General features: G+C 65.7%; 25 protein-coding genes. 7 read left to right on the top strand and 18 right to left on the bottom strand.

The window, feature by feature from the left end:
• Complete coding sequence (locus CFB17_RS17385; protein WP_088562846.1) at positions 1–753, bottom strand: COQ9 family protein; 753 nt, start codon at positions 751–753, stop codon at positions 1–3.
• On the bottom strand, positions 750–1,319 hold the full coding sequence (gene def, locus CFB17_RS17380; protein ID WP_088562845.1) for a peptide deformylase: 570 nt from the start codon (positions 1,317–1,319) through the stop codon (positions 750–752). Before def ends, CFB17_RS17385 begins: the two co-directional genes overlap by 4 nt.
• A gap of 177 nt (positions 1,320–1,496) precedes the next feature.
• On the opposite strand from def, the gene rpsU reads away from it, so the two are divergent.
• A complete protein-coding gene (rpsU, locus tag CFB17_RS17375) occupies positions 1,497–1,700 on the top strand; it encodes a 30S ribosomal protein S21 (RefSeq protein ID WP_088562900.1) in 204 nt (67 codons plus the stop codon).
• Between the two features lie 310 nt (positions 1,701–2,010).
• Here rpsU and CFB17_RS17370 read toward each other — a convergent pair whose 3' ends face one another.
• The 12 genes from CFB17_RS17370 to CFB17_RS17315 all read right to left on the bottom strand — a co-directional run bounded on the left by CFB17_RS17370 (position 2,011) and on the right by CFB17_RS17315 (position 15,366).
• Positions 2,011–2,982, bottom strand: a complete 972-nt coding sequence (locus tag CFB17_RS17370) for an ABC transporter permease (RefSeq protein ID WP_207762166.1) — start codon at positions 2,980–2,982, stop codon at positions 2,011–2,013.
• Positions 2,975–4,474 (bottom strand): sugar ABC transporter ATP-binding protein, encoded by a 1,500-nt coding sequence (locus CFB17_RS17365; protein WP_207762165.1) that lies wholly within the window; start codon positions 4,472–4,474, stop codon positions 2,975–2,977. The genes CFB17_RS17370 and CFB17_RS17365 overlap by 8 nt, the downstream gene beginning before the upstream one ends.
• Before the next feature lie 26 nt (positions 4,475–4,500).
• Positions 4,501–5,466 (bottom strand): ABC transporter substrate-binding protein, encoded by a 966-nt coding sequence (locus CFB17_RS17360; RefSeq protein WP_088562843.1) that lies wholly within the window; start codon positions 5,464–5,466, stop codon positions 4,501–4,503.
• Between the two features lie 149 nt (positions 5,467–5,615).
• Positions 5,616–6,065, bottom strand: coding sequence for an RbsD/FucU family protein (locus CFB17_RS17355; RefSeq protein ID WP_088562898.1), 450 nt, complete (start codon positions 6,063–6,065; stop codon positions 5,616–5,618).
• 182 nt (positions 6,066–6,247) lie between these two features.
• Positions 6,248–7,129: a phosphonate ABC transporter, permease protein PhnE gene (gene phnE / locus CFB17_RS17350; protein ID WP_207762164.1), complete on the bottom strand. Its 882-nt coding sequence runs from the start codon at positions 7,127–7,129 to the stop codon at positions 6,248–6,250.
• On the bottom strand, positions 7,126–8,037 hold the full coding sequence (gene phnE / locus CFB17_RS17345; RefSeq protein ID WP_088562842.1) for a phosphonate ABC transporter, permease protein PhnE: 912 nt from the start codon (positions 8,035–8,037) through the stop codon (positions 7,126–7,128). Before phnE (CFB17_RS17345) ends, phnE (CFB17_RS17350) begins: the two co-directional genes overlap by 4 nt.
• Before the next feature lie 89 nt (positions 8,038–8,126).
• A complete protein-coding gene (gene phnD, locus CFB17_RS17340; protein WP_088562841.1) occupies positions 8,127–9,065 on the bottom strand; it encodes a phosphonate ABC transporter substrate-binding protein in 939 nt (312 codons plus the stop codon).
• Positions 9,066–9,120: 55 nt separating this feature from the next.
• Complete coding sequence (gene phnC, locus CFB17_RS17335) at positions 9,121–9,921, bottom strand: phosphonate ABC transporter ATP-binding protein (protein ID WP_088562896.1); 801 nt, start codon at positions 9,919–9,921, stop codon at positions 9,121–9,123.
• An 800-nt stretch (positions 9,922–10,721) separates the two neighbouring features.
• Positions 10,722–12,110: an HlyD family type I secretion periplasmic adaptor subunit gene (locus CFB17_RS17330; RefSeq protein ID WP_088562840.1), complete on the bottom strand. Its 1,389-nt coding sequence runs from the start codon at positions 12,108–12,110 to the stop codon at positions 10,722–10,724.
• Between the two features lie 11 nt (positions 12,111–12,121).
• Complete coding sequence (locus tag CFB17_RS17325; RefSeq protein ID WP_165769688.1) at positions 12,122–13,936, bottom strand: type I secretion system permease/ATPase; 1,815 nt, start codon at positions 13,934–13,936, stop codon at positions 12,122–12,124.
• A gap of 327 nt (positions 13,937–14,263) precedes the next feature.
• A complete protein-coding gene (locus tag CFB17_RS17320; RefSeq protein ID WP_165769687.1) occupies positions 14,264–14,938 on the bottom strand; it encodes a class I SAM-dependent methyltransferase in 675 nt (224 codons plus the stop codon).
• 8 nt (positions 14,939–14,946) lie between these two features.
• Positions 14,947–15,366 (bottom strand): EVE domain-containing protein, encoded by a 420-nt coding sequence (locus CFB17_RS17315; RefSeq protein ID WP_088562895.1) that lies wholly within the window; start codon positions 15,364–15,366, stop codon positions 14,947–14,949.
• Between the two features lie 182 nt (positions 15,367–15,548).
• Here CFB17_RS17315 and CFB17_RS17310 point away from each other — a divergent pair, with 182 nt between their 5' ends.
• Positions 15,549–17,162, top strand: a complete 1,614-nt coding sequence (locus CFB17_RS17310) for an FAD-dependent oxidoreductase (protein WP_088562837.1) — start codon at positions 15,549–15,551, stop codon at positions 17,160–17,162.
• Here the strand turns inward: CFB17_RS17310 and CFB17_RS17305 are convergent.
• Complete coding sequence (locus tag CFB17_RS17305) at positions 17,132–17,965, bottom strand: EcsC family protein (protein ID WP_243389930.1); 834 nt, start codon at positions 17,963–17,965, stop codon at positions 17,132–17,134. The two genes, CFB17_RS17310 and CFB17_RS17305, sit on opposite strands and share 31 nt — an antisense overlap.
• A gap of 175 nt (positions 17,966–18,140) precedes the next feature.
• On the opposite strand from CFB17_RS17305, the gene pcaD reads away from it, so the two are divergent.
• On the top strand, positions 18,141–18,938 hold the full coding sequence (pcaD, locus tag CFB17_RS17300; RefSeq protein ID WP_088562836.1) for a 3-oxoadipate enol-lactonase: 798 nt from the start codon (positions 18,141–18,143) through the stop codon (positions 18,936–18,938).
• 343 nt (positions 18,939–19,281) lie between these two features.
• On the opposite strand, the gene CFB17_RS19345 is transcribed toward pcaD, so the two are convergent.
• Positions 19,282–19,434 carry a hypothetical protein gene (locus CFB17_RS19345; protein WP_165769686.1) on the bottom strand — a complete coding sequence of 51 codons (153 nt, stop codon included), beginning with the start codon at positions 19,432–19,434 and terminating at the stop codon, positions 19,282–19,284.
• A 250-nt stretch (positions 19,435–19,684) separates the two neighbouring features.
• On the opposite strand from CFB17_RS19345, the gene CFB17_RS17290 reads away from it, so the two are divergent.
• Positions 19,685–20,641 carry a threonine dehydratase gene (locus CFB17_RS17290; RefSeq protein ID WP_088562834.1) on the top strand — a complete coding sequence of 319 codons (957 nt, stop codon included), beginning with the start codon at positions 19,685–19,687 and terminating at the stop codon, positions 20,639–20,641.
• A 1-nt stretch (position 20,642) separates the two neighbouring features.
• Here the strand turns inward: CFB17_RS17290 and CFB17_RS17285 are convergent, their stop codons facing one another.
• The gene (locus CFB17_RS17285) at positions 20,643–21,590 is read right to left on the bottom strand and encodes a DMT family transporter (RefSeq protein ID WP_133063949.1); all 948 of its coding nucleotides are present in this window, start codon (positions 21,588–21,590) and stop codon (positions 20,643–20,645) included.
• 228 nt (positions 21,591–21,818) lie between these two features.
• On the opposite strand from CFB17_RS17285, the gene CFB17_RS17275 reads away from it, so the two are divergent.
• The gene (locus CFB17_RS17275) at positions 21,819–22,478 is read left to right on the top strand and encodes an MBL fold metallo-hydrolase (protein WP_088562831.1); all 660 of its coding nucleotides are present in this window, start codon (positions 21,819–21,821) and stop codon (positions 22,476–22,478) included.
• Positions 22,479–22,503: 25 nt separating this feature from the next.
• Here CFB17_RS17275 and CFB17_RS17270 read toward each other — a convergent pair whose 3' ends face one another.
• Positions 22,504–24,060 carry a ribulokinase gene (locus CFB17_RS17270; protein WP_088562830.1) on the bottom strand — a complete coding sequence of 519 codons (1,557 nt, stop codon included), beginning with the start codon at positions 24,058–24,060 and terminating at the stop codon, positions 22,504–22,506.
• Positions 24,061–24,204: 144 nt separating this feature from the next.
• On the opposite strand from CFB17_RS17270, the gene CFB17_RS17265 reads away from it, so the two are divergent.
• Both CFB17_RS17265 and CFB17_RS19505 read left to right on the top strand, forming a co-directional pair.
• Entirely contained in the window at positions 24,205–25,149 is a 945-nt protein-coding gene (locus tag CFB17_RS17265; RefSeq protein WP_088562829.1) for an ABC transporter substrate-binding protein, read from the top strand.
• Positions 25,150–25,254: 105 nt separating this feature from the next.
• A partial coding sequence (locus tag CFB17_RS19505; protein ID WP_207762162.1) for a hypothetical protein occupies positions 25,255–25,445 on the top strand: 191 nt, incomplete at its 3' end.

Below are 25,445 nucleotides of genomic sequence, written 5' to 3'. Positions count from 1 at the left end.
TCAGACCTCGCGTGTCGGACGCTTCGGCCCGTGTCCGGGACGAACGGGGTGGAAGCCCGAGCGCTCGACCAGGGTGTTCAGGCGCGGACGGAGACGGGGCAGCCGATCCAGGATCTGCCGCGCCGAGCCGGCTCTTTTACCGAGCCGCAACACGTCGTCCAGGCGACGGCGGACAAAGGCGCGCGTCTCGACATGCTGCGGCGAGTGATCCTCGAACCAGTAGAGCATGATCGAGACCAGCAGGGCCGCCAGCGTCGCGCGGCGGGAATAGTGGCTGAGGCTCCTCTGATCCTCGTCGACACCGACGGCATCCCAGATGCGGTCCGCCGTCCGCCAGAGGCTGCGCAGGCTGCCCAAGGCATTGTGCGGCAGGCCGCGCGTCAGGAGCGCCCGCCTCAGGCCTTCCTGGTGCGGCCCCAGGACATCGAGCCTGGCATCGATCAGCAGTTCCACGCGGCGCCTGATCCCGACCCGGAGGAGCGTGGTCTCGGGCACCGCCTCGAGCATGCGGCGGTCGGCCCAATCGTCGATCCAATCCAGAAGGTCGTGGGTGCCACGCGGGAAGAGGCGGGTCGCGTGCATCTTGTCGAGCCCCGCCTCCTGCGTCGAACGCTCGAGCGTCTTCAAGGACCAGCCGTCGAAGGCGGCGTTCGTAAAGGCGGCCTCCAGGACGGCATCCTTGTCGGCGATGCGGCGCAGCATCGGATCGGGAGCCGCCTCGGTGGTGGCGTCGAATGCGGTCGTGTCGCTCATGCGGACGGACCAGCCTCCTCCTCGTCGTCTTCAGGGGCCTCGGAATCGGCCTCACTTCTTGCCAAATAGTGCGCCTCCGACTGCATGGCCAGGAGACGGAGGTCGGTCATTCGCATCGTAAAGAGAATACCGTCCAGATGATCGACCTCGTGCTGCAGGATGCGGGCGAACAGGTCCTCAGCGATCCCCTCGATTGGCTCGCCCGTGCGATCGAGGGCCCGGTAGCGCACCCTGCGATGCCGTGGGACGATACCGCGCAGGCCCGGGATCGAGAGGCAGCCCTCCAGCCCGTCCACCATCTCGTCGTCCAGGGGTTCGAGAACGGGATTGAGCAGGATCATGGGCGGCTCCCGCTCCTCGTTGCGATCCTGGATCGGCAGGGCGACGATGAGGCGTCGGCTCTGGCCTACCTGGGGCGCGGCAATGCCGATACCGGCCGCTTCCTCCATGGTGGCCACCATGTCGTCGATGAGGATCTGCAGCTCAGGGTCGTCAAGGTCGGTGATCGGCTGGGCTACCTCAAGGAGGACGGGGTTGCCCATCAAGGTCAGTTCACGGATGCTCATGCGCCCTCCATCGAGCCTCGTTGCGCGGCGGCCGGTGTCTGCGCCATTGCCGCCCGGCCAAAATATGCTATAGAGCCGCCAGCAGGCCCTCATAAAGAGGGCATGGGTTTTGTCGTCCTGTTGTCAGACTCAATGATGGAAGTCGATGGCACGGGACCAACGGAGGGCCGTCCCATCATCGAGGTTCAGGTTCGCGACAATAATGTCGATCAAGCTCTGCGCGCACTCAAGAAGAAGATGCAGCGCGAGGGGCTTTATCGCGAGATGCGCATGCGCCGGCACTATGAAAAGCCGTCCGAGCGTCGCGCCCGCGAGAAGGCGGAAGCCGTTCGTCGCTATCGCAAGCTGCTGCGCAAGCGCGCCGAGCGCGACGAACTCTAGGATCGAGGATAGAGGGTCGCGATGCCGCCGGGTTTCCCGGACGGACATTGTTCAGGCTCTCTGATCGGTCAACTGCCAGCTTAAAGCGCGACTTGAGGCTGACCGGCAATGGAAGGGGTGCATCCGCGCCCCTTTTGGCTTTTGTGCGCGCGTTCACTGTTGTGCGCGCTTCGTCTTCGCTTAAGGGGAGCGCCCCGGCAGAGCGGGGCGCGGGCGTCGTCCGTGGCCAGATCGAGACTCGGCAAAATTTAAGCCCGGAATGAACGCGCCGGCCTCGCGGCTGGCGTCATCGCGGATGCACGACCAGCGCCTAGCGCCCGCGACGACGCAGCTGGTCGAAATAGACAATGATGACGATCAGGCCGCCCGTGATAATCCGCTGCCAGAACGGATTCACGTTCAGGAGATTGGCGCCGTTATTGATCGTTGTCAGCAGGATGGCGCCAAGCAGCGGGCCAATGACGCTGCCGACCGCGCCAAAGAGGCTGGCGCCGCCGATCACCGAAGAGGCGACGCTCTGCAATTCCCAGCCCTCGCCCGTGGTGGCGACGCCGATGCCGATGCGCGAGGCGGTAAGGATGCCGGCCAGTGCCGCGAGGCCGGCCGAGACGATATAGGCCAGATAGATGGTGCGGCCGACACTGACGCCGGACAAGCGTGCTGCCTCGCGATTGCTGCCGACGGCGAAGAGATGACGGCCAAGGCGACTATGGTGCAAAAGGAGATAGCAGGGGGCAGCCACCAGCAGCACCATCCAGAAAAGATTGGGAACGGCCAGGAAGGATTCGCGCGAGAAGGCGCTGAAGCTTGAAGGCAGGCCGGCAATGGTCTGGCCGCTGGTCATCAAGAGCCCTATGCCCCGCAATGCCGTCAGCGTCGCCAGTGTCGTGATGAAGGGCGGCAGGCGCATCTGCACGATGGCAAAGCCGTGCGCCACGCCGATCAGCACGCCCATGAGCAGGGTGACGAGGCAGGCGGCCCAAATCGGCCAGCCCTGGACCAGGAGCAGGGCCACGACCGTGCTGGCCAGGCCGACTACGGCGCCCACCGAAAGATCGATCCCGGCCGTGATGATGACGAAGGTCTGGCCGATCGCGATGATCGCCCAGAGCGAGGCCTGGCGCAGAAGGTTCGTGATGTTGGTATAGGTCGCGAAATTCTCGGTTGCGAAACCCAAGATCACCCAGAGGAGGACGAGGAGCCCTAGAAGGGTAAGGTTGAGGAGAAAGCCAAATTTGAGTTTGCGGCCGGCCAGCGCGCCCGTTGCCGTGGATTCAGACACCAATGGCCTCCTTGAGCACCGTTTCGGGCCCGACGGCGCGGGCCGGATGGCGGGACTTCAGCCTGCCGCGATTGAAGACGAGCAGTTCGTCGGCCAGATCCTGGACCTCGGGAAGGTAGGAGGAGATCAGAATGATGCCCGCCCCCTCGCGCAGGAGCCTGGCGAAGATCTTGTAGATCTCGAGCTTCGTGCCGACGTCGACGCCGACGGTGGGCTCGTCGAAGATGTAGAGATCGGCACCGTGGCTCAGCCATTTGCCGATGACGATCTTTTGCTGGTTGCCGCCCGAGAGCGTGGCAGCTCTCGCCCCCTGCCCGGCGGCGACGATGTGCATGTCCGACATGCGCTCCGCCGCGGCGGCGCGCTCGGCCGCCCGCCTGACGATGCCGAGACGGCTGAGACGGTGGAAGATCGTCAGGTTGAGGTTGAAGCCGACGCCAAGATTGAGGCAGAGGCCCTGGTCGCGCCGGCTCTCGGGCACCAGGGCCACGCCCAGGGCGATCGCTTCGGCGGGCGTGCGGGCATGGAAGGGCAGGCCCTTGAGGGTAGCCTTGCCGGCCGTGCGCCGCGTGCGGCCGAACAGGCACTGGACGAATTCGCTACGCCCTGCACCGATCAGCCCATAGAGCCCGACGACCTGGCCGCGATGGACGGTGAGCGAGACGTCCTTGAAGCCCGGACCGGAGAGCCCCTCGACCTCAAGCAGCAGGTCGCGCTTGGGCACCTCCTCCTTGTAATGGATCTCCGCCAGGGACCGGGCCACCATGTCGCGGATCAGCTCCGCCGTCGATGTCTCGGCCACCAGACGCGTTGCCACCAGCGCCCCGTCGCGCAGGACGGAGACCCGCTCCGCCAGCTCGAAGATCTCCTCCAGCCGGTGGCTGATATAGACGATCGTCACGCCATCCTGGTGGAGGCGACGGATCAGGCGGAAGAGCTGATCGGTCTCCTCGCGGGTGAGGTAGGCGGTGGGCTCGTCGAAGATGAGAAACCGGGCGCCGCGCATGGCGGCCCTGGCCGTCGCCACGAGCTGCTGCTGACCGATGGTGAGATCGCCCAGGAGCATGCCGGCATCGATGCGAAAGCCCAGTTCGTCGAGGACGGTCTGGGCGCGACGCTGCATCAGCCGATCCCGGAGCAGCCCCGTCCGGGTGGACTCGTCGCCCAGGAACATGTTGGCCGCCACCCTCAGATGCGGGCAAAGGACGACTTCCTGGTGGACGGCGTTGATGCCCAGCGCCAGGGCGGCCTGCGGCGTGTCGAGGGCCACTTCCTGGCCCCGCCAGAGGATGGTCCCCCCCGAGCGCACATAGGCGCCCGTCAGGATCTTGATCATCGTCGACTTGCCGGCACCGTTCTCGCCGACCAAAGCGTGGATCTCGCCCTCCTTGAAGGCCAGGTCGACCTTCTTCAAGGCGTAGGTACCGGTAAAGCGCTTGTCGACGGCGCGAAGCTCGAGCACGGGGCCGCCCGGCATCGGGCTCACACCCATCGGCCCTGTTCCTTGGACCGGCATGCTCAGTTGATCTTCGGGTTCAAGAGCTCCTGGGCGCGTGGCGTATCCATGGTGGCGCCGGTGATCACGGTGACCCCGGTATCGACGTTCTTGGGCACGCTTTGGCCCTTGGCCGCCGCCAGCGCCGTCCTGATGCCCTCATAACCCATGCGATAGGGGTCCTGGACGACGAGGGCCGCGAGCGCGCCGTCTTTGAGGAACTGGACCAGCTTGGGGTCGCTGTCGAAACCGATCAGGCTCAGATTCTTGGGCTTGGACTCGGCTACCGCCTGGCCCGCACCCTGCGCCATCGGCAGGTTGGAGGCGAAGATGCCGACCAGATTGGGGTTGGCTGTCAAAAGGTCGGTCGTGATGTTGAGCCCCGTCGTCGGCTGACCGTCGGCCACCTTGTCGGCCACGAGCTTCAGACCGGGGTAGGAGGCGGCCAGTTCTTCCTTGAAGCCCTTGGCGCGCTGGTCGAGCGAGCCCACGCCCGGCAGGGCGGTGATCAGGGCCACCTCCCCTTCGGCCTTGCCGGTCCTGGCCTTGACGGCCGCGGCCAGGGCCCTGGCCGCGGCCTTGCCGCCGGCCTCGTTGTCCGTGGTCAGGAACGAGGTGAAGGCGTCCGTGTCGGCACCGCTGTCGATGCCGATGATCTTGACCGACTGGGCGGCATCGGTGATGGGCGCGCCCAGGGCGGCGAACTGGGTGGGGGCGATGACAATCGCTGTCGGATTGGAAGCGACGGCATTCTCAAGCGCCGTTATCTGGCCAGCGATGTCGGCCTCGCTTTGGGCGCCCATCTCCGGCACGCTGACGCCCAGATCCTTGCCCGCCTGGCGGGCACCCGCCAGCACGACCTGCCAGTATTGCGACGTCGTGTCCTTGACGATGACCGGGATCGTTTCGGCAAGGGCCGGAACGGCGCCCAGCATCAAGACACAGGCCGCCGCGAGCACGCAGCGTCTTGCGACACCCACTCCTGTCATGTTGCACACCCTCCCTGAGGTGCCGGCCGAATTCTCGGCTCTTCATTGGTCTTCGTCTAAGGAGGACTAGAGCGCTCCCGTCGCACCGCGTCAATGCGCGACGAGCAGCGCGTACTCTGCCAAGGCGCCATGCGGCCGCCAGGGTCGCGTCAAGGCGGCGGGATCACGCCCTTTTTCAGAATGATATTGCCATAGAGGCGGCGCTCGCTGGTGGCCACCACGGCAAAGGCCTGCTTGGCGCGGGCGTAGAAATCGAAGCGCTCGATCGCCTTGAGTGGCAGGGCCTGGCCATGCGCCTCCTCGACGATTTTTTGCAGCAGGGCCACGACCTCGGGAACGGCTGTCGCGTCGCCGACCACCTGCATGACGACGGCCGGGTCGTCGACGAAGGCATCGAGCGGCAGGAGCGAGAGGACAATCCGGGCGGCCTCGACGACGTCGACGCCGTCCAGCCGCAAAGGCTGGCCAAGGACGGTCTCCGAAGCGACCGAGGTCGCTGGGAAATTTGCGTCGACCAGAACGATCTCGTCGCCGTGGCCCATGGCCGCCAGCGCGTGCAACAGCTCCGGACCTATCAAGGGATGAATGCTCTTGAGCATGCCTAGCTTCCGGGGGCCGAAGGGCCGCCAGCCTCCGTTATGGTTGTTATTGTCCGCCACTAGATCGCCGCGGAAATGCACCGTCAAGCCTCCGGTCCGGCCGCCGGTTGTCGACCGGGTCGGCGCTGCCTTGACAGTCCAAGGTGCTGATCACGGCGCCGGCATAGTGCGGTCGGCAAGCCCTAGAACCGGGCAGCCACGGGCTTGCCGATGAAGCGGTGACGAACGAAGGCGGCGAACAGGTCGATCAGCGCGACCGTGACGACGATCAGGATGATGATGAAGCAGGCCTGATCCCAGTATTGCACGCGAATGCGCTCGGACAGCTGCAGGCCGATCCCGCCGGCGCCGACGATGCCAAGGACGGTGGCCGAGCGGACATTATGCTCGAACATGTAAAGGGTCTGCGACAGGAGGACGGGGAGGACCTGCGGCAGGAGGCCGAAGCGGAGCTCCTGGGCGCGGGAGGCGCCTGTCGAGCGAACACCCTCGATCGGCTTCTGGTCGATATCCTCGACGCTCTCTGAATAGACCTTGCCCAGATCACCGATCGAGCTGGCGATCAGGGCAAGAACGCCGGCCAGAGGTCCTAGACCCACCGCGCGGACGAAGACGAGGGCCCAGACGAGTTGGTCGACGCCGCGCATGAGGTCGAGGAATCGTCGCGCGGCGTGGCGCGGCAGGACCGGCTTGACGATGTTGCGAGCCGCCAGGAACGTGAAGGGAAAGGCCAGGAGCGAAGCCAAGAGCGTGCCGAGAAAGGCCATGGCGATCGTTTCAATCATACCTTGGAAAAGGCTCGCATAATCCCAGGTCGCAACGTTCTTCCAGACCACCATCGAGCGGATGACGATCCCCATGTTGCCGAGGCCGCCAAACAGGCGGTAGGGCGTGATGTCGAAGAACCAGGCGGCAAAGAGCAGGTAGGCCGCGATGACGAGGAGGATGGCCGTGCGCTGCCGGCGGCGGAGCTTGGCTTGCTTGAAGACCTCGGGATAGGCGGCCAGCACAGCAGCGAGGTCGCGGGTGGCGGGATCGATCGTGGCCATGGGCGAGGCGCTCATGCGAGGCGCTCCTTGCCGATGAGGCCGTGGCGAACATGCGCCGAGAGGAGGTCGATGCAAGTGACCGTAAGGACGATCAGCAGGACGAGCGCGCTCACCTCCTCGTAATAATTGCGGACGATGACGAGGTAGAGCTCTTCGCCGATGCCGCCGCCGCCGACGAAGCCGATCACCGAGGACTGGCGGATATTGCTCTCGAAGCGCCAGAGGACGTTGGAGAGGAAGAGCGGCATGACCTGAGGCAGCACGGCATAGCGCATCTCCTGAAACCAGGAGGCGCCGGTGGCGCGAATGCCCTCGAGCGGGCTCATCGGGATATTCTCGTTGATCTCGGAGAAGAGTTTGCCGAGAGCCCCCGTCGAATGGACGATGATGGCGACGATGCCGGCCAGGGGACCGATGCCGAAGGCCCAGACGAAGAGGAGCGCCCAGACAAGATCGGGCACGGAACGGGCGATCTCGAGGCCACGGCGGGCCAGCAGGTAGGTCAGCCGATTGGGGGCGAGGTTGCGGCTGGCGGGAAAGCTCAAGGCGGCACCCAGGACGAAACTGACGAGCGTGGCCAGGATCGCCATGTTGATGGTCTGGAAAAGGAGGACCACGTAATGGCGAAAGTTGAAGAACCAATAGGGGATCGACCCCTTGGTGTCGGTGTTGGCCAGGAGATTCTCGAGGCTCAGCGTCGGCAAGGTGAGGTGGATATACTCGCCAAAGCGCGGCAGGCCGGCCAGCAGGACTGAGGGAGCGAAGCCCGAGACCTCGATCGACCATGCGAGCACGATCAGGAAGAGGCCAAGGGAGACGAGCGTGCTCAACCGCTTGTCGCGCCGCTGCGCCTTGAGCTGGCGCTCGAAGAGGGAGAGGGACTGGCTAGAGGTGGCGGGCAGGACGGGCGGCTGGCTGGCCATGGAGGGGCCTCGGACTTGAAAGGTCGGAATGGCAAAAGGGAGCCTTGGCGGGCTCCCTCTGGCACTGAGACGAAAAGACGGCGCGGCTGTCAGCTCTTGCGACGGCCTGCGTCCTGCTCCTGCCGCATCCTGATGACCGTGTCGTAGAAGCCAGCCGGGATCGGCGCGAAGTCGGCGAAATCGCCGCCCTCGATGGCGTCGAAGCACGTCTTGTCGGACTTGGGCAGGTCGAAGAGCACCTTGGCATATTCAGCCTTGAAATCGGCCGGTAGCGCCTTGCGCACCAGCTCCGGTCCGTTCGGGATCAGGCTCGACTTCCAGAGAATGACGATGTCCTTCATATTGAGGGCGCCTTTTTGCACCATCTTGGCGAGGTTTCCGCTGGAGTAGCCCTTGCTTTCGTCGCCGATCGCGGAACTCCAGGTGGCGGCAGCGTCGTACTGCTTGTTGAGAACGGCGACGACGCCCTGTTCATGGCCGCCGGCGAAGCCCGTCTTGGCGAAGAAGGTGGCGGGATCGTACCCCTGCGCCTTCAGCTCGAAGGAAGGATAGAGATAGCCGCTGGTCGAGTTGGGGTCGGCGAAGGCAAGCGTCTTGCCCTTGAGATCGGCCACGGTTTTCAAGCCGCTATCCTTGCGGGCGATGATGACCGAATAGTAGCCGAGGCTGCCATCCGTCTGCCTTTGGGTCGCAACCGCCTCCACCGCATCCGGATCCTGCGAGACGATACTGGCATAGGAATTGGGCGAGAAGGCATTGGCGATGTCGAGCTGGCCCGCCAGCAGGCCTTGGATGACGCCCGCATAGTCAGCAGCCGGGAAAAGCTCGACCGGGACGTTGAAATGCGCCTCGAGCTTGTCCTTCCAGCAGGCATAGTTCGTCAGCCGGTCAGCGGCGTTCTCGCCGCCCAGGATGCCGATGCGGATCACCGGGATCCGGGCTTTCCAATCCTGGGCGTCGGCCGCAGTGGTGGAGAGAAGAAGCGCCGTGGCGCAGGCGGCGCGAAGGGCTTGCCCGAAGATCGACATGAGCGGAATCCGATGGGTTTGATTATGGGATGAGGGTTGCCTTAGCGCCTGAGCCTCAGGCGGCGGCCCAGACCCTGAAGTCAGTAGGCCGGCGAGGCTCGTCCAGGAGCGAGCCGGTCTCGACATCATGGCCGTAGATCGTTTCGAGCGCCTGGCTGTCGAGATCCTCGGGCGCCCCGTTGAAGACGACCGACCCGTTCGCCAAGCCGACGATCCGGTCGCAATAGGCACGCGCTATGTCGAGATCGTGTAGATTGACGATAACGGTGATCTTGTCGTCGCGATTGATCCGCCGCAACGCATCCATGACGAGCTTGGAGCTGCGTGGGTCTAAAGAGGCGATCGGCTCGTCGGCCAGAAGAATTTCCGGCTCTTGAAGGAGAGCGCGGGCGATGGCGACCCGCTGCTGCTGGCCGCCCGAGAGCGTTTCGGCGCGCTGCAATGCTGTCTGGGCGATGCCCAGCCGATCGAGAGCCTGGAGGGCGACGGCACGCTCCGCGGCCGAGAAGGCGCCGGCCATCGAGCCCAGGAACCCGTGACGGTTGAGCCTACCCAGCATGACGTTGGTGACGACGTCCAGGCGGCCCACCAGATTGAATTGCTGGAAGATCATCGCGCAGGCGGCCCGCCAGCGCATCAACTCGCGTCCCTTCAATGCGCTCACCAGACGGTCGTCGTGGCGGATCAGCCCGCTCGTCGGGTCGACCAGACGATTGATCATGCGCAGGAGCGTCGACTTGCCGGCACCCGAGCGGCCGATCACGCCAAGCATCTGCCCACGCGCGACACGCAGGGTTACGCGGTCGACCGCCGCCCGACCGTCGAACTGCTTCCCCAGGGATTCAAGAATCAACATCGCCATCTCCTGCCATCGGCTGGACGGGCCTTGGAGTGACAGCCGATGGTGACAGGGCGGTGACCGATGGATGACGATCAGGCTGCGACGCTCAAGATCGTATCAGTGTAATGCTGGCGGCGTATTCCAGCGGCGAGCCCCCGCAAAAACGGATTGCTGCAATGCAGCATCCCTTGACTTGGCCGGTCGGCTCGGCGCATAAACTGGTCCGCTGAGCTGCTTCCAGCCGTCGAGCAAAAAAAAGCCGGGTCGAAACCCGGCCAAGTAGATCAGGGAGGCTAACGTCTGGGTGATCGGAGGGGAAAACCCTCAGATCTGCACCGGGTGTTGCACCCGGTGAGAAGCGACATCGGACAAATCCTCGTCGCCACCAGCAGAGCCCCAGAGGCTGCCCTGCTGCACTGCAGTAAATAAGGGGATTTGTCGGACTGATCCAGTGGCAATCTGCGAAAAGGCCCTGCGACAAATGCATACCGTCAAGGCAATAACGCCGACAGCTTGCTGATCGCGGCGCTCGCCATCACCGTGGAATCAGCTGTTGTCGTGCCGTGCAGGCAAGACAACAACGCTGATGGCATCACCATTGCCGGGTGGGTGTCTCCGCCGATCGGATGGTTGTGTTCGGTCGGCGGAGACACCCGGAGATCGGCTGCCGCCGAGGAACTCGCATATCCGCCCCTCCCAAGCGCGGCGCATGCCGAGGCTTGCTCCCTCACCCGGCCCGTCCGTCCATCAACGAGCGGAGATGACGGACGCTTTGCTTAACGGGGGCGCCCGACGCGCGCCGGGCAGGTGACGGCTCAGACTTCGTGGAGGGCGTGGCGGAGGACATCGCTGAAGGGCTTGGTCAGATAGTCCCAGAGCGTGCGTTCCTCGCTGACGATGAGGACGTCGGCCGGCATGCCGGGAAGAAGCTCGACGCCGGGCAGGATGCGATGGAGATAGTCGCGATCCACCTTCACGCGGGCCAGATAATAGCCCTTGTTGTCGCCGCCAGGCTGCGGCTGCTGGTCGACGATACGGTCGGCGGAGACGGTTTCAACCGTGCCCTCGATCTGCGGCATGTAGCGCTGTGAGAAGGCGGAGAGATGGACCTTCGCCTTCTGATTGGCACGCACGATATCGATGTCGGTCGGCGCCACGCGGGCATCGATGACGAGATCCTCGTTGCTGGGAACAATGTCGAGGATGGGCTCGCCTGGACGCACGACACCGCCCGTCGTCTTGAAGCGCTGATTGACGACCCGCCCATCGACCGGAGCGACGACGCTGGTCCTGGCGAGAACGTCACGGCCGGCCAGCAGCTTCTCCTGGACCTGGGCAAGGTTGTTATGCGTCTCGTCCATCTGCTTGGCGACCTCGTCGGCGTGATCGGCATCGGCCGACACGATCTGCAGCTTGGTCTCGCCGATTTCCTGTTCAGCGCGCGCCACGTCGGCCACGGAGGCCGCCCGGTTACCGTCCAGACGGGCTTCCTCGCGCTCCAGGCTCAGGAGCCGGGTCTTGCGCTCGAGACCCTTGTTCAGGAGGTCCTGGACCGTCGCCATCTCGCTGCGGATCAGGTTGAGCTGCGTCTGCGTGCTGGCGATTTGCGCCTTCAAGCCGTCGATCTGCTCGCCAAGCTGGTTGATTCGCTGCTGCAAGATTTCCTTCTTGGCGGCAAGCGTGCCGCGCCGCGTCTGGAAGAGGGTGACTTGCGCCTTCATGATCTCCTTGGTTCCTGGATCGGAGCTCTGCTGCAGGCGGGCAGGAAAGATCACGCTATCAGCGCCGGTCTGTTCGGCCTGGAGGCGCACTTGGGTGGCCAGAAGCGCTTCCTCCTGGCTGCGTAGCATGTTGACGTTGGCCAGCGACTGGGTCTCGGCCAGGATCATCAAAGGCTGTCCGGCCCTGACCTGGTCGCCGTCGTGAACGAGGATCTCGTTGATGATGCCGCCCTCGAGATGCTGGACGGTCCGGCGGCTGCCCTCCGGGCTGATAATGCCGGGTGCCGTGGCACCGCCCGCCAGGGGGGCCAGGACGCCGAAACCGATGAAACAGGCGAAAAAGAGAATGATGGCGCCCCACCCCAGGAGAGCGGCGCTGACGAAATTATGGGGCCTGTCCATGTGCGGTCGGCGGCTGAGCGGCAGGCGCGCGGCCGGGCTCGGCAGGGCGGCGTTGCCGGCGGTGATGTTCGACGTTGCCATCCGACTCTACCTTACCCCTTGTTCTGCTGACGCGTGGCCGCCGGTGTATCTCCAGCCGGCGCATCCTGGCCGCCCTCGGCGACCTCGAGCGGACGGGATGGCGGTTGCTGCCCCGGCCGCGTCTCGGTCTGCGTGCCGCGCAATTTTTTCAGGACCTCGTCGCGCGGCCCGAACAACTCCATCCGGCCATTTTGCAAAACGAGGATCTTGTCGGCCTGGAGGACGGTGGAGACACGGTGGCCGACGATGACGATGGATACCTTGCGTCGCTTCAGCTTGACGATCGCCTCGGCCAGCGCCACCTCCCCCGCCTGGTCCAGGTTGGCATTAGGCTCGTCGAGCACCACGAGGCGCGCATCGCCATAGACGGCGCGGGCCAGGCCCACGCGCTGGCGCTGGCCGCCCGACAGGCTCGATCCCGTGTCGCCAATCGGCGTGTCGTAGCCGAGCGGCAATTGCTGGATCATCTCATGCGCATTGGCGAGGGTGGCGGCGGCGACCACAGCGGCGTCGTCGCCTTCGGTCATGCGCGCAATGTTCTCGCGCACCGTACCGGGGAAGAGCTCGACGTCCTGCGGCAGGTAGCCGATATAGGCGCCGAGCTCGACCCGATCCCAATGCTTGAGCTCCGAACCGTCCAGACGGACCTTGCCGGCCGAAGGCTCGGTCGCGCCGACCAGGAGACGGCAAAGGCTGCTCTTGCCGGCAGCCGACGGGCCGATGACGGCCAGCATCTCGCCGGGCTCGACGGCAAAGGTCAGGCCCTGGACAGCCGGTCGGTCGCTGCGCGGCGGCACGAAGGTAAGATTGTCGACCGAAAGCCTGCCGACCGGTGCCGGCAGGCTCGTCTTGGCCTGCTCGGGCGGAAAGGCGCGCAGGCGGTCACGCAAGCGGACATAAGCGAGCTTGGCCGAGGTGAAGCTGCGCCAGGCGCCCATGGCCTGCTCGACGGGGGCCAAGGCGCGACCCAGCAGGATCGAGCTTGCAACCATGCCGCCCGAACTCAGCTGACCTTCGAGGACCAGCATGGCGCCGACGCCCAGGATCAACATCTGCACGAAGAAGCGGAAGAACTTGGTAAAGCCCATGATGGCGGCACTGCGTTCCGCCGCCGATTGATTGGCATCGAGGCCGCTCTCGCTGGCCGCGCGCCAGCGCTCCTGCAGAGCCGGCAGCATGCCCATGGCCTGGACAACTTCGGCGTTGCGGATGGCGAGGTCGGCCTGCAGCGTGGAGCGCAGCGAGGCCTTGCTGGAGGCGGCCAGCGGCTTGCGCATCACCCACTCGTTGAAAAGGCTGATGGCCAAAAGGACGATCGCTGCGCAGAGCGCCACCGCCCCAAGCCAGGGATGGAGCAGCCAGATCAGGATGAGAAAGACGGGAACCCAGGGGGCGTCAAAGAAGACGACCAACCCCTGGCTGCCGAGGAAGCTTTGCACCTGGGTGAGATCGCGGATCGGCTGCGCGCCACTGGCATCGCCCTGCAGCCGCGAACGCATGGCCGATTCGAAAAGAATCGGCGAGACGGCGGCGTTAAACCAGCGGCCGACCCTGGCCAGGACGACGTTGCGGCAATAATCGACGAGGCCCAGGATCAAAAGAGCGACGCCACCCATCAGCGTCAAAAGGAAGAGCGTATCTAGATGGCCCGTCGGAATGACGCGGTCATAGACCTGCAGCATATAGAGAGGCGAGGCCAGCATGAGGATGTTGATCGCCAGGCTGAACGCCAGCACCGTGCCAAACGCCTTGCCGCACCTCTTGATGGCCAGCTCCAGCGCCGTCGGCTGCACATGCTGCATGATCCCGGCCGTGTGTCTCATCATCATCACCTCGTCAGGGTCGATGCGGCGATCAGATGCCGGCGACGCCCATCCTTATTCATCGCAGGGCCGCCACGCCGCCGGCCCCGAACACCAAAAGAATATCGTCCTACAATAGACAGCGCGGCCTCAACACCGCGTTAACTTTCAGAAATTCCGACAGCCATGCTCAGCATGGAAAACAAGTGCCTCGCGTGAAAAGAACAAAATCTTTAATTGAGAAAAACTCACGAACTTCCTTGCTCGGCCCCGCTGAGACTCACGCAAAATTGATTGTCGCAGCTTGGCTATAGACGAACTCACGCGCGGAGTCAGCCATTTTGCGCGATTTCAGTCGGCTTTCTTCCCTGCATCGGTCACATGCAGCTCGAAAACACCGACAGATTTGATTGCCCGGTCCTCGAGCTCGGCGGCAGCCTCGATCTCCAGGGTTGAAATGCGACGGAACTGGCCGCTGGGCAGATACGGCCTTTGCGGATCGCCTACGAGAACGCGAATCGCGCGATTATGGCATTCCTGGAGCCAGGGCAGCAGACGCCGCGCCATCGTCGCCTCATAGAAAAGATCACCCACGAGGACGAGATCCACGGAGGGCGGCGGCAGGGCCAGCAGGTCGCCTGCCCGGGCCTCGAGGCAGACGTCGTTCAAGGCCGCATTCAATTCCATGGCGGCGATGGCGAAGGGATCGATGTCAGCGCCGATTGCGGCCCTGGCCCCGGCAAGGAGTGCCGCGATCGCGACCAGGCCCGAGCCCGCCCCCAGGTCCAATACCCGCCGGCCGGCGACCTCGGCTTTGTTGTCGAGCAGCCAGCGGCCGAGGCCCTGGCCGCCGATCCAGGGAAAGGCCCAAAAGGGCAGGTCGACCGCCTGGTCGGCGCGCTCGGCACTCGTCATCCGCCAAAGCCGGTCGGCATCGCCTGCCATGTAGAGCAATAGCTCCGGCAGGCTGCCGGGCCGGCCGATGGAGCAATGCTCCCTGACGAAGCGGCGATGATCGAGCGCCATGGACCGCGTCAGGGCTCGAGGCCGCCCATGGCGCATACCAGTTTCCATTCCGCGTCGGTAACGGGCTGGACCGAAAGACGCATCGAGGTCACGAGCGACATCTGACTGAGGCGGGGCTCGGCCTTCACCTCGGCCAGGCTGACGGGCCTGGGAAGGGGGCGGAGCGCGCGAAGGTCGACGCATTCCCAGCGCGGATCCTCGCTGGTCGAATCCGGATGCGCCAGCGCCTTGACCTCGACAAGGCCGACGATCTCCTTGCCGATATTGGAATGATAAAAGAAGCCCTGATCGCCAATCCGCATGGCGCGCATATTATTGCGCGCCTGATAGTTGCGCACCCCGTCCCATTCCTGGCCCGCTCGGCCCTTGGCCTGCAGATCGGCAAAGGAAAAGGAATCGGGCTCGGATTTGAACAGCCAGTATGCCACCTTCGGCCCCTTCATCAACGCGTGCCCGTCCCTCCTAACGGGTTTTGCCACCGGTCGAAATCGCCGGGGTGCGGCAAATGGCCAGCACTTGACCTCGAGCCCGCTCATGCAACGATCACGGCCTTCGGCACTTTCCAGTCAGAGTCGCTTGCGGCTCGCAGCGGACGGGAGGAGCATCGTAGGTGAGCCAGCCAGACATCCAGGAGGCGCAAATCCCCGAGGTCAGCGTGGCCGTCGACGAGATACCGCGGGATGGTTTCTGCGTGGCGGGCAGCGGCAAGGCCAAGGCCCTGTTCGTGCGCACCCCAAAAGGTGTGGCAGCGTTCCAGGCCACCTGCCCGCATTACGGCCTGCCCCTGGACGCGGCCAGTCTCTGCGACGGGCGGCTCTATTGCCCGTTCCACAAAGCCAGCTTCGCGATGACGGACGGCCGGCTGATCGACCCGCCGGCACTCCATGGCCTCGATCGCTATCCCGTCCGACAGGAGCATGGCCGGGCGATCGCCCGGCTGGAGAAGATGAAGCGTGGCACCGACGCGGTCGGTACGCTCGATCCCTCGGCCGCCAATACTCGCTTTCTCATCGTCGGCAGCGGTGCCGCTGCCACCGCCGCTGCCACAACCATGCGCCGGCGCGGCTTTGTTGGCGAGATCTTGATGATCGGGCAGGAAGCGGACCCCCCCTATGATCGTCCCAGCCTGAGCAAGGATTTTATCGCGGGGCCGCTGCCGGACTCGGCCGTCTGGCTGGAAGGCCAGGGCTTTTATGAGCGCTATGGCCTCAGCTACGTCGAGGGCCAAGCCGAGCGGATCGATATCGGCTCCCGGCGGGTCACACTCGCGGACGGCCGTCATTTCGAGGCCGACGCGCTCTTGGTGGCAACAGGCAGCCGGCCGCGCATGCCAGCCATCCCGGGCGTGGATCTAGCTGGTGTCCTCACCCTTCGCAGCCTGGCCGATGCCCGGCAATTGGCGAGGCTGGCGGCTGGACAGGCAAGGCTTGTCATCGTCGGCGGCGGCTTCATCGCGGTCGAGGCCTCCGTCTTTCTCGGGCGCCGTGGCATCGCGGTGACGATCCTTTCGGCCGAGGCCGCACCCTTGGCCGACCGGCTGGGGCCGGACGTGGCGGGTGCCGTGCTGCGGCTGGTGGAAAGCCGCGGCGTGCGCGTCGAGCGGGGGGCGAGAGTCGTGGCGCTCGAGGGACAGACGGCCGTACGCGGCGTACGGCTGGATGACGGGCGGCTGCTGGAGGCCAGTCACGTCCTCATGGCCGCGGGCGCCGTGCCCGCCACCGACATGCTGGTGGGGGCAAGGCTGGAGGCCGATCGCGGCGTGCGCACGGACGCTTATCTGGCGATCGGCGACAGCGTCTATGCGGCGGGCGACATCGCGGCCTATCCTGATCCTCTGGACCACGCGCCGGCCAGGGTCGAGCACTGGCGCGCAGCCTGCCAGCAGGGCATGCAGGCGGGCCTCAACATGATGGGCCACCTGGCCCCCTTCCAAAAGCCGCCTTTCTTCTGGAGCAATATCGCGGGCCAGGGTCTGGACGCCGTCGGCAGGCCGGCCGGCTATGAGCGCCTGATCCTGAAGGGCGACCCGGACCGGCAGGATTTCATCGCCTACTACATCAAGGGGGGACGGGCGATTGCCGCCTCGGGCATGAACCGCAAGGCCGAGCTCATCGCCTTCATGCATCTCATGGAAACGGGCCGGCTGCCCGATCCGACGTTCCTTGGGGCCGAGCGGTCCTTGCAGACGCTCGTTCAGCCCTGGGACGGGCGCGCCGCCTCATAGGCAAGTCGAACATTCTCGGCGCCATATTCCCGCTCCAGGCGACGGACGGTGAAATGCGCGCGGGCGACGCGGCGGAAATGCTCGAGAAAGACGAGATTGATCCCTGCCCCGGCGGCGGCACCGACGACGGGTGCCGCCTGGGTGGCGAGCTTGAGAAGAACGGGCTGGGTAAAGCGCGCCGTGATCGCGCCCACGAAGCTCGGCAGCATGGCTGTGCTCATGTTGGGGATGAGGCGGGCAAGGGCGATGCGGGTGGCGAAATAGCCGGTCTCGCCGCCATCGGCGGGCTCGTCATGGCTGCCGAAGGCGAAGACCTTCAGGCATTCGATGCCCGTCACGGGGTCGGTCGGGTCCTCGCCATTGGCGACGGCCTCGGCCGCGATCTGGCGCAGCAGCAACGAGGTCGAGACCGGCAGCTCGACCAGCGTACCGCCGAGGCCGAAAGCGCCGCCCGCCGCCCCGCTGGCCGCCGCCAGGCCGCGATGCAGCCAGTCGGCGCGCACCATGGGCAGGCTGCGGGTCGGCTCGTGACTAAGGACGGTCTTGAGCGCGCGCGAGAGGACGCGGCGGAGCGACTCGTCGATCAGCGACTGCAACTTGGTCGGCAGGCGGCGCTTGATCGCGTCGATCGGCTGACCGACCGCGGCCGAAAGCCTGGTCGTCAGCGAATCCTGCTCCAGCACATGACGCGCATGGGTCAGTTCCTCCAGGGCCGCCAGCGGCAGTCCGAAGGGAAGCTCCGCCGGGAGATTGTCGTTAAGGGCGTCCGCCGATGCGGCGATCACCATGTCCGTGCCGCTCATACTGGCCTCCTGTCTAGGGTAGAGATCGTGATCCCGACCGCCTGACGCAACCCATTTCACTCGCGGGGGACAACGCCCGAAGAGGGCGCAAGATCCGGCCCCGCCGCCATGTGCTTGGCCAAGGGGCCAAGGACTGCCATCTTCAGGCAAGTCGTCGTTTTGGAAGGTCAAGGACATGCAGACGATCACGCTCGATGACGGCCAGCGGCTCGCCTACAAGTTCGAGGGGGCGGAAGATGGCCCCGTCATCCTCCTTTCAGCGGCGCTCGGCACCACTCACGCCCTTTTCGACGATCAGATGCCGGCCCTTCTCGAGACGCACGGAGTGCTGCGCTATGACATGCGGGGCCATGGCGCTTCCGAGATCGCCCCGGGTCCCTATTCGATCGAGCGGCTGGGCAAGGACGTGCTCTGCCTTCTGGATGCCCTGGAGCTGAAGTCGGTGGCGTTTTGCGGCATCTCGATCGGCGGCATGATCGGTATGTGGCTGGCTCTGCATGCGCCAGAGCGCCTGAATGCGCTGATCCTGGCCAATACCGCCGCCCGGACGGCCAACCCTGCCGTCTATGACGAGCGGATTGCGAAGGTGCGCGACCTCGGCATCGACGCCATAGCCGACGCGGTCATGGCCAACTGGTTCACGCCAGGCTTCAAGGAGCGGGAGCCCGATGCGGTGGCCCGCATCGATGCCATGCTGCGCGCCTGCGATCCCGAGGGCTATGTCGCCACCTGTGCTGCGGTGCGCGACATGGATCTGCTGGCGGCATTACCCAATATCGCCACCACGACCGCGGTCATCGTCGGAACCCACGACAAGGGCACGCCACCGGAGGCCGGCCGTGCCATCGCCGAGGCCATCCAGGGCGCCTACCTGATCGAACTCGAAGCTGCCCATCTGGCCAATATCGAGCAGCGCGAGGGCTTCGATGTGGCCCTGGCCGCGTTCATCCAGGCCCAGCCGGCAACGGGCTGAGCACAAGGAATCAACGCCGAGCCCAGCTACGAGTGAGTCGGCCGGCAACGTCCATCCAGCGAGTCCGTATTACCGGGACCAAGCAGCGGGACCGCGGCGCGGCGGCTATTCAAGCGACGGGCAGAGGCGGCCGCTCCACCGGGGGCTGGCTAGGAAATTTCGTAGATCGACGTTTTGCCCTCGATGCCTTTGAGCGCCGCACTGAGATGGTGAAGACTGCGGCCGCGATCATCTGCCTCGTCGCCTGATCCTCGGCGATCGTTGCCGTCACGAGGCTTCCGTGCCGGCCGATCCCTGAACGCGCGCGGCGGTGTTTACCGTCTGGCCGAAGTAATCCGTTCGTTCAAGGGAACGGCGAGGCAGGCGCCTTGGCGAAGGCCAGCGGATTGATCGTGACCGTGTCAGCGTCGGCCGCCTCGCTAATCAGCTGATCCAAGGCTGCCAGGACGACGGCGTCCACATGGCGGCTGAGGACTGCGAGCGACGATGTGGACATCGAGCATGGCTGTCCTTTGATCCTTGCTCATCCTCGCCAGGGGCGTGGACTCTTCCCACGGCGCCCCCATAATCCGGCGATGCTGGCATCGCATGCGAATTGTCCACCCAACCGGCCCGATCCGGCCGAGCGGTGAAAGCTTGGACGCCGGCGCGTCAGTTGGCCGGATCGCGAGATCGACGCGATCGCCGCATCGTTCAAGCCCAGGGCTGCAAGCATGCGGACCCAGGCCTGTGAGGAAGGGATTGCGATGTTCTCGCTCGTTGAGCTGGAAGCGGCGGCAGCGGAGGTCCACGAGGTCTTCGCGGCAACGGCCGCCTATAGCTGGCCGCTGCTCTGCGCCCGGACGGCGGCCGAGGTCTGGGTCAAGCACGAGAACCAGACACCGACCGGCGCCTTCAAGGTCAGGGGCGGCATCGTTCATGTGCGTCGTCTCGCCGAGCAGGGTTTGGCGCCAAACGGGCTGATCTCGGCGACACGCGGCAATCATGGCCAGTCGCTGGCCTTTGCCGGGGCAAGGCACGGCATCGACGTCACGATCGTCGTCCCCGAGGGGAATAGCCGCGAGAAGAACGCCGCCATGCGCGCTTTCGGTGCGCGGCTGATCGAGCATGGCCAGGATTTCGATGCGGCGCGCGCCGAGGCAAGGCGCCTGGCCGAGGTCGAGGGCCGCTTCTTTGCCCCTTCCTTCCACCCGGACCTGGTCCTGGGTGTGGCTACCTGGGCGCTGGAGCTCTTTCGCGGCGCCCCGCCGCTCGACGCCCTCTACGTGCCGATCGGCCAGGGCTCCAGCATTTGCGGTGCCATCCAGGCCCGCGATCTTCTGGGGCTCAAAACCGAGATAATCGGCGTGCAGGCCAAGGGTGCGCCCACCTATGCGCTATCGTTGGAAGCCGGCCGCCCGGTCACAATCGAGCGCGCCGACACCCAGGCCGACGGGCTGGCGACCAGGGTTCCCGACGCGGACGCGCTGGCCATGATCGCTAAGGGTGCCGCACGGATCGTCACTGTCTCCGACGACGAGATCGCGGCTGCCATTCGCGCCTACTGGACGGATACGCATAATCTGGCCGAGGGTGCCGGGGCAGCCCCCCTGGCGGCCCTCCTGCAGGAGCGGGAGGCCATGCGGGGCCGTCGCGTCGGGCTGCCGCTCAGCGGCGGCAATATCGACCTCGCCCTCTTCCAGGACTGGGTGCTGAAAAACTGACCTAGCGCCCGCGCAAGAGGCGCGGCGTCGCCTCGGCCTCGCCGGGACCGCGACGATTGACGAGGTAGATGCCGCCGCAGATCAGGGCCAGCGCCAGGAGGAGGAGCGGAGTCAGGGGCTCGCCCAGGACGAGCGCGCTGGCGGCCATGCCGAGCACGGGGGTGAGGAAAGTGAAGGAGGAAAGCCTGGAGGCCGGGTAATGCCTGACCAGCCAGAACCAGACGATGTAGGTGACGAAGGAGACGCCGACCGACTGGTAGAGGATCGAGAGGGCGGCTTTGAGGTCCATGTCGAGCGGCAAGGGCTGGCCGGCGGCGAGGGCCGAGAGCGGCGAGAGGATGGCGGAGACGGCCATCTGGTAGAAGACGAGCCTCGCGGGCGTTGCGAAACGCAGGGCCGTCAGGCGCGACATCAGCGTGGTCACGGCCCAGAGCGCCGCCCCCATGAGGACCATGAGATCGCCCAGGATCTCGTGCCATTGCGGCAGGCGCAGGCCATCGCCGACGGCGACTAGGACCCCTGCGAAGGCCAAAAGGAGGCCGCCTGCCTGGCGGCGCGAGAGCCGCTCGGCCGGGATGGTGAAATGGGCGCCGAGCGAGACGAAGAACGGGGCCGTGTAGAAGAACATGACCGAACGCGACGCGGTCGTCCGCGCCGTGCCCTGGTAGACCAGTAAAAACTCGATCGTGAAGACGAGGCCAAGGACGAGGCCCCCCTTCAGGCTCTTGTCCGGCACGAGCACGTTTTCGCCCCGCAGGCGCGCCCAGGCGATGATCAGGAAGGCTGGAATAAGCGAGCGGAGCGAGATCTGCCAGAGCGGCGGCACGGTCGGCAGCGCCAGCTTGATGACGACCTGCTGCGCGCCCCAGGCCATGCAAAGGAGGAGCAGCCACGACATGGCGCGGGCATCGAGCGCGCCCCGCACCTGGACTGCCTGGACCTCGCTCACGGGCGGGCCCTCCAAGCTGCGATCGGATGGCCTGCCAGCACCACGTCACCTTCATGGCTGATCCCCGGTGCCGTGATTCGGCCGGACGCGAACTGGATCATAACGCATGGCGGGGCCGCCCGAAATGGCGCTCTTGGCGTCCATAAGACGAAGCCGGCGGTGGCAACGACGGCTCTGGCGGCCCATAAGAAGCCCTGGACATGCAAGGATTGATAGGGCGAGGGCCGGATGGGCGAGTTCAAGGGCATGATGGTGCAGGTCACGTCGATCCGGCAGAACTGCACGATCTGGTGGGACGAGACGAACAAGCTCGCAACCGTGGTCGACCCGGGCGGCGACGTCGACAAGCTGATGGAGGCGACGGGCGGCCAGGGCCTGGATGTCGAGCAAATCCTCCTCACGCACGGCCATGTCGACCACGCGGCCGGTGCCACGGTGCTGCGCGAGCGGCTGGTGGCAAGGAGCGGGCACCCCGTTCCGATCCTGGGCCCGGACGAGCGGGACCGCTTTCTTTTGGACGACCTCGCCCAGTCAGGGGCGAAGTTCGGCATCACCGAGGCGGCACCGGTGACGCCGGATCGCTGGCTGAAGGAAGGCGACACGGTAACGATCGGCGGCCGGCCGTTCGCCGTGCTCCACTGCCCGGGCCACACGCCGGGCAGCCTCGTCTATCTCGCCACCGAGCTGAAGCTGGCGCTGGTCGGCGACGTCCTCTTCAAGGGCTCGGTCGGACGGACGGACTTCGCCTATGGCGACCACGAGGCGCTGATCCAGGCGATCCGCACCAAGCTCCTTCCCCTCCCCGACGACATTGGCTTCATCCCCGGCCACGGCCATGGATCGACGATCGGCGCCGAGCGCAAGAGCAACCCCTTCCTCCAGGACTGAGCCCCCGGCCGGTCCCGGGCCAGGCTCAGCCCGGCGCCAGGCTGTGCATGATGGCGCGAAGTGACGAGTCGCCGCTGAGTGTCCGGTAATGGGCGAAGAGATCGCCATAGACAGACGAGGCCGCCTCGTTTGGTTCGTAGGTCGCAAAGCGGGTGGCGCCGAAGCGGTCGGCGGCGGCGGCGAAATCCTCGACGACGCCGCCCGCCACGGCACCGTGGATCGCGGCCGCGAGCGCCGTCGCCTCGACCAGATCAGGCACGTGAACGGGCGCTGCCAGCACGTCCGCCATGAGCTGCATGAGGAAGGGATTACGGCCGGCCAGCCCGCTCGTGAGCACGATGCGGCCGACGGGCACGCCGCCATCCTGGAGCGCGTCACGAATGGTGCGCGCGCCGAAGGCCAGTGCCTCCATGAGGGCACGGTAGATCTCCGCCGGCCCGGTCTGGAGCGTGAGGCCAAGGAGAAGACCGGAGAGGCGGGAATCGGCGTGCGGCACGCGACATCCGGCCCACCAGTCCAGCGCCACGAGACCGCTGCCGCCGGGCGGCAGGGCCGCCGCCGCCTCGCCATGGGCGATGAAGGCGTCGGCGGTGGAGCCGCCTTTGGGGAAATGGCGGACGAACCAGGCAAGCGTGTCGCCGAAGGCCGCCATGCCGGACTCGTAGGCAAAGAAGCCCGGCAGCATGCCGTCCTTGGCCATGCCCTCGATGCCGTGCGGCAGCGGGCGGGGCTCGCGGTCCAGGAGAAGAAAGGCGGCCGAGGTGCCGAGTGCCCCCACGAGCGTGCCTGGCCTAGTCGCCCCCACGGCCGGCATGACCACATGCGAATCGATGACGGCGGCGGCCACCAGGCAGGGGCCCCTCAGACCCGTGCGTTGGCGCCAGGCGGCGGTCAGGCCGCCCACCGCCTGACCGATCGGCAAGGGGGGTGCCAGCCGGTCCGCCAGCCCCGGCACGACATGCACTGGATACCCCTCCCCTTCGTGATACTGCGCCTTGAAGGTGGCAAAGGAGAGGCTGCGCCCCTCCTGCCCGGTGAGTTGCCAGACCAGCCAGTCGCCAGCCTCGATGAAACGCTCGGTCATGTCCCAGAGATCGGGATCCTCGGCCGCAAGCTGAGCGGCCTTGGGCAGGAGCCATTCCGCCGAGACACGGCCGCCGCAATCCCGGAGGAAATCACCGCCCCTGGCATTGATCGCATCGGCATGAAATTGAGCGGCGCGATGCTTCCAGAGCTTCACATAGGCATGCGGCCGCTCGGGATGGAGGTCTGAAAGCGGCGTGCCGTCCAGCCTCGCCGGCAAGGGCGAGGAGGCGGTGAAGTCGATGCCAATGCCGATGATCTGCCGGCCCGAGCCCAGGGCTTCCAGCAGGATCTGGGCCGCCTCGACATAGTCGCTCGCGCATTGAAGGGCCCAGGCCGGGCCAAGACGCGAGCCATCGGGCAGGCGCTCGCTCATGATGCCGTGGCGATAGGCATGCATGGCGCGGTGCGCGATCTGGCCGGTTTTCAGGTCGAGGAGCACGCCTCGAGCCGATTCCGAGCCGAAATCGAGCCCGATCGCATAGGCTTTCTCCGTCATTCGCGGCCGGCCTCCCGCCTTCCACCCTTTGGGACGCGATCATAGCCGGGCCGGCGACAGTTGACAGGATGGCGGGGGCCGCATTCTCTCGGCCTGATAATCAACGCCGCCAACTCAGGATGCGGCGATCAAGGGAGGTCGACAATGAAACGTTCTATCTTGAACGCGGCGATGGCCTGCGCACTCGTGGGAGGCGGCGTGCCACTCGCGGCTGAGGCCAAGGATCTAACCTCGATCGGCGTCTCGGTCGGGAGCCTGGGCAATCCCTACTTCGTCCAGATCGTCAAGGGCACCGAGGCCGCGGCCAGGAAGATCGCCGGCGGCAAGGCCACCGTCACCGCCGTCTCGGCCGATTACGACCTCAACAAGCAGTTCACCCAGATCGACAATTTCATCGCGTCAGGCGTCGATTTGATCGTCCTCAATGCCGTCGATCCCGACGCGATCGAGCCCGCCGTGAAGCGCGCCCAGGCGGCAGGCATCGTCGTCATGGCCGTCGATGCCGCCGCCAAGGGTGCCGATGGCACCGTCATGACCGACAATGTCATGGCCGGCGCCCAGTCCTGTCAGTACATCGTCGACAAGCTGAAGGGCAAAGGCAACGTCATCATTCAAAACAGCAACCCCGTCTCGGCCGTGGTCGATCGCGTCAAAGGCTGCCATGAGGTCCTGGACAAGGAAAAAGGCATCAAGATCCTCTCCGACAACCAAAATGGCCAGGGCTCGCGCGAGGGCGGTCTCCAGGTCATGACCGGCTTGCTCACCGCTTTCGATGACGTCCAGGCGGTCTTCACCATCAACGATCCCCAGGCGATCGGCTCCGACCTCGCCGCCCGCCAGCTCGGCCGTCACGACTTCTTCATCACCTCGGTCGATGGCGCGCCCGACATCGTCGTCGCCCTCAAGGAGAAAGGAAACCTGATCGAGGCCTCCGCCAGCCAGGATCCCTATACCATGGCAGGACAGGCAGTTGAGATCGGCAAGCAGATCATGGACGGCAAGAAGCCCGAGACCCAGGTCGTCCTGCTGCCGCCCAAACTCGTCACCCGCGACAATGTCAGTTCCTATGTCGGCTGGACACGGCAATAGCCCCAGGCGAGCACGGAGGAAGAAGCCTTCGGCGACCAGGAGGCACCGCCTCCTGGACCTTGGGGGCGATGGGTGGGGCGGATAGCGGGCAGCGCATGAGATCTGTTGTATAAGGACTATATTCCTTGTACAGTGGGCCCCATAGACTGGACCGATCGCCTCGCCCCCAAGCCGCCACGGCGCCGCTACCCCTTCTGGGCTAGGCGCGACCGCAGGCGCACGGCCCAGGCCATGGCGGCTGGACGTACCGCCCAGGAGATGGCGCTCGTCAATCGCGTCCCCGTCATGGAAGTCGA

Source organism: Arboricoccus pini, assembly GCF_900187945.1.
Classification (GTDB): Bacteria; Pseudomonadota; Alphaproteobacteria; order Geminicoccales; family Geminicoccaceae; genus Arboricoccus; species Arboricoccus pini.
This window is presented reverse-complemented; position numbering and strand designations above follow the sequence as displayed.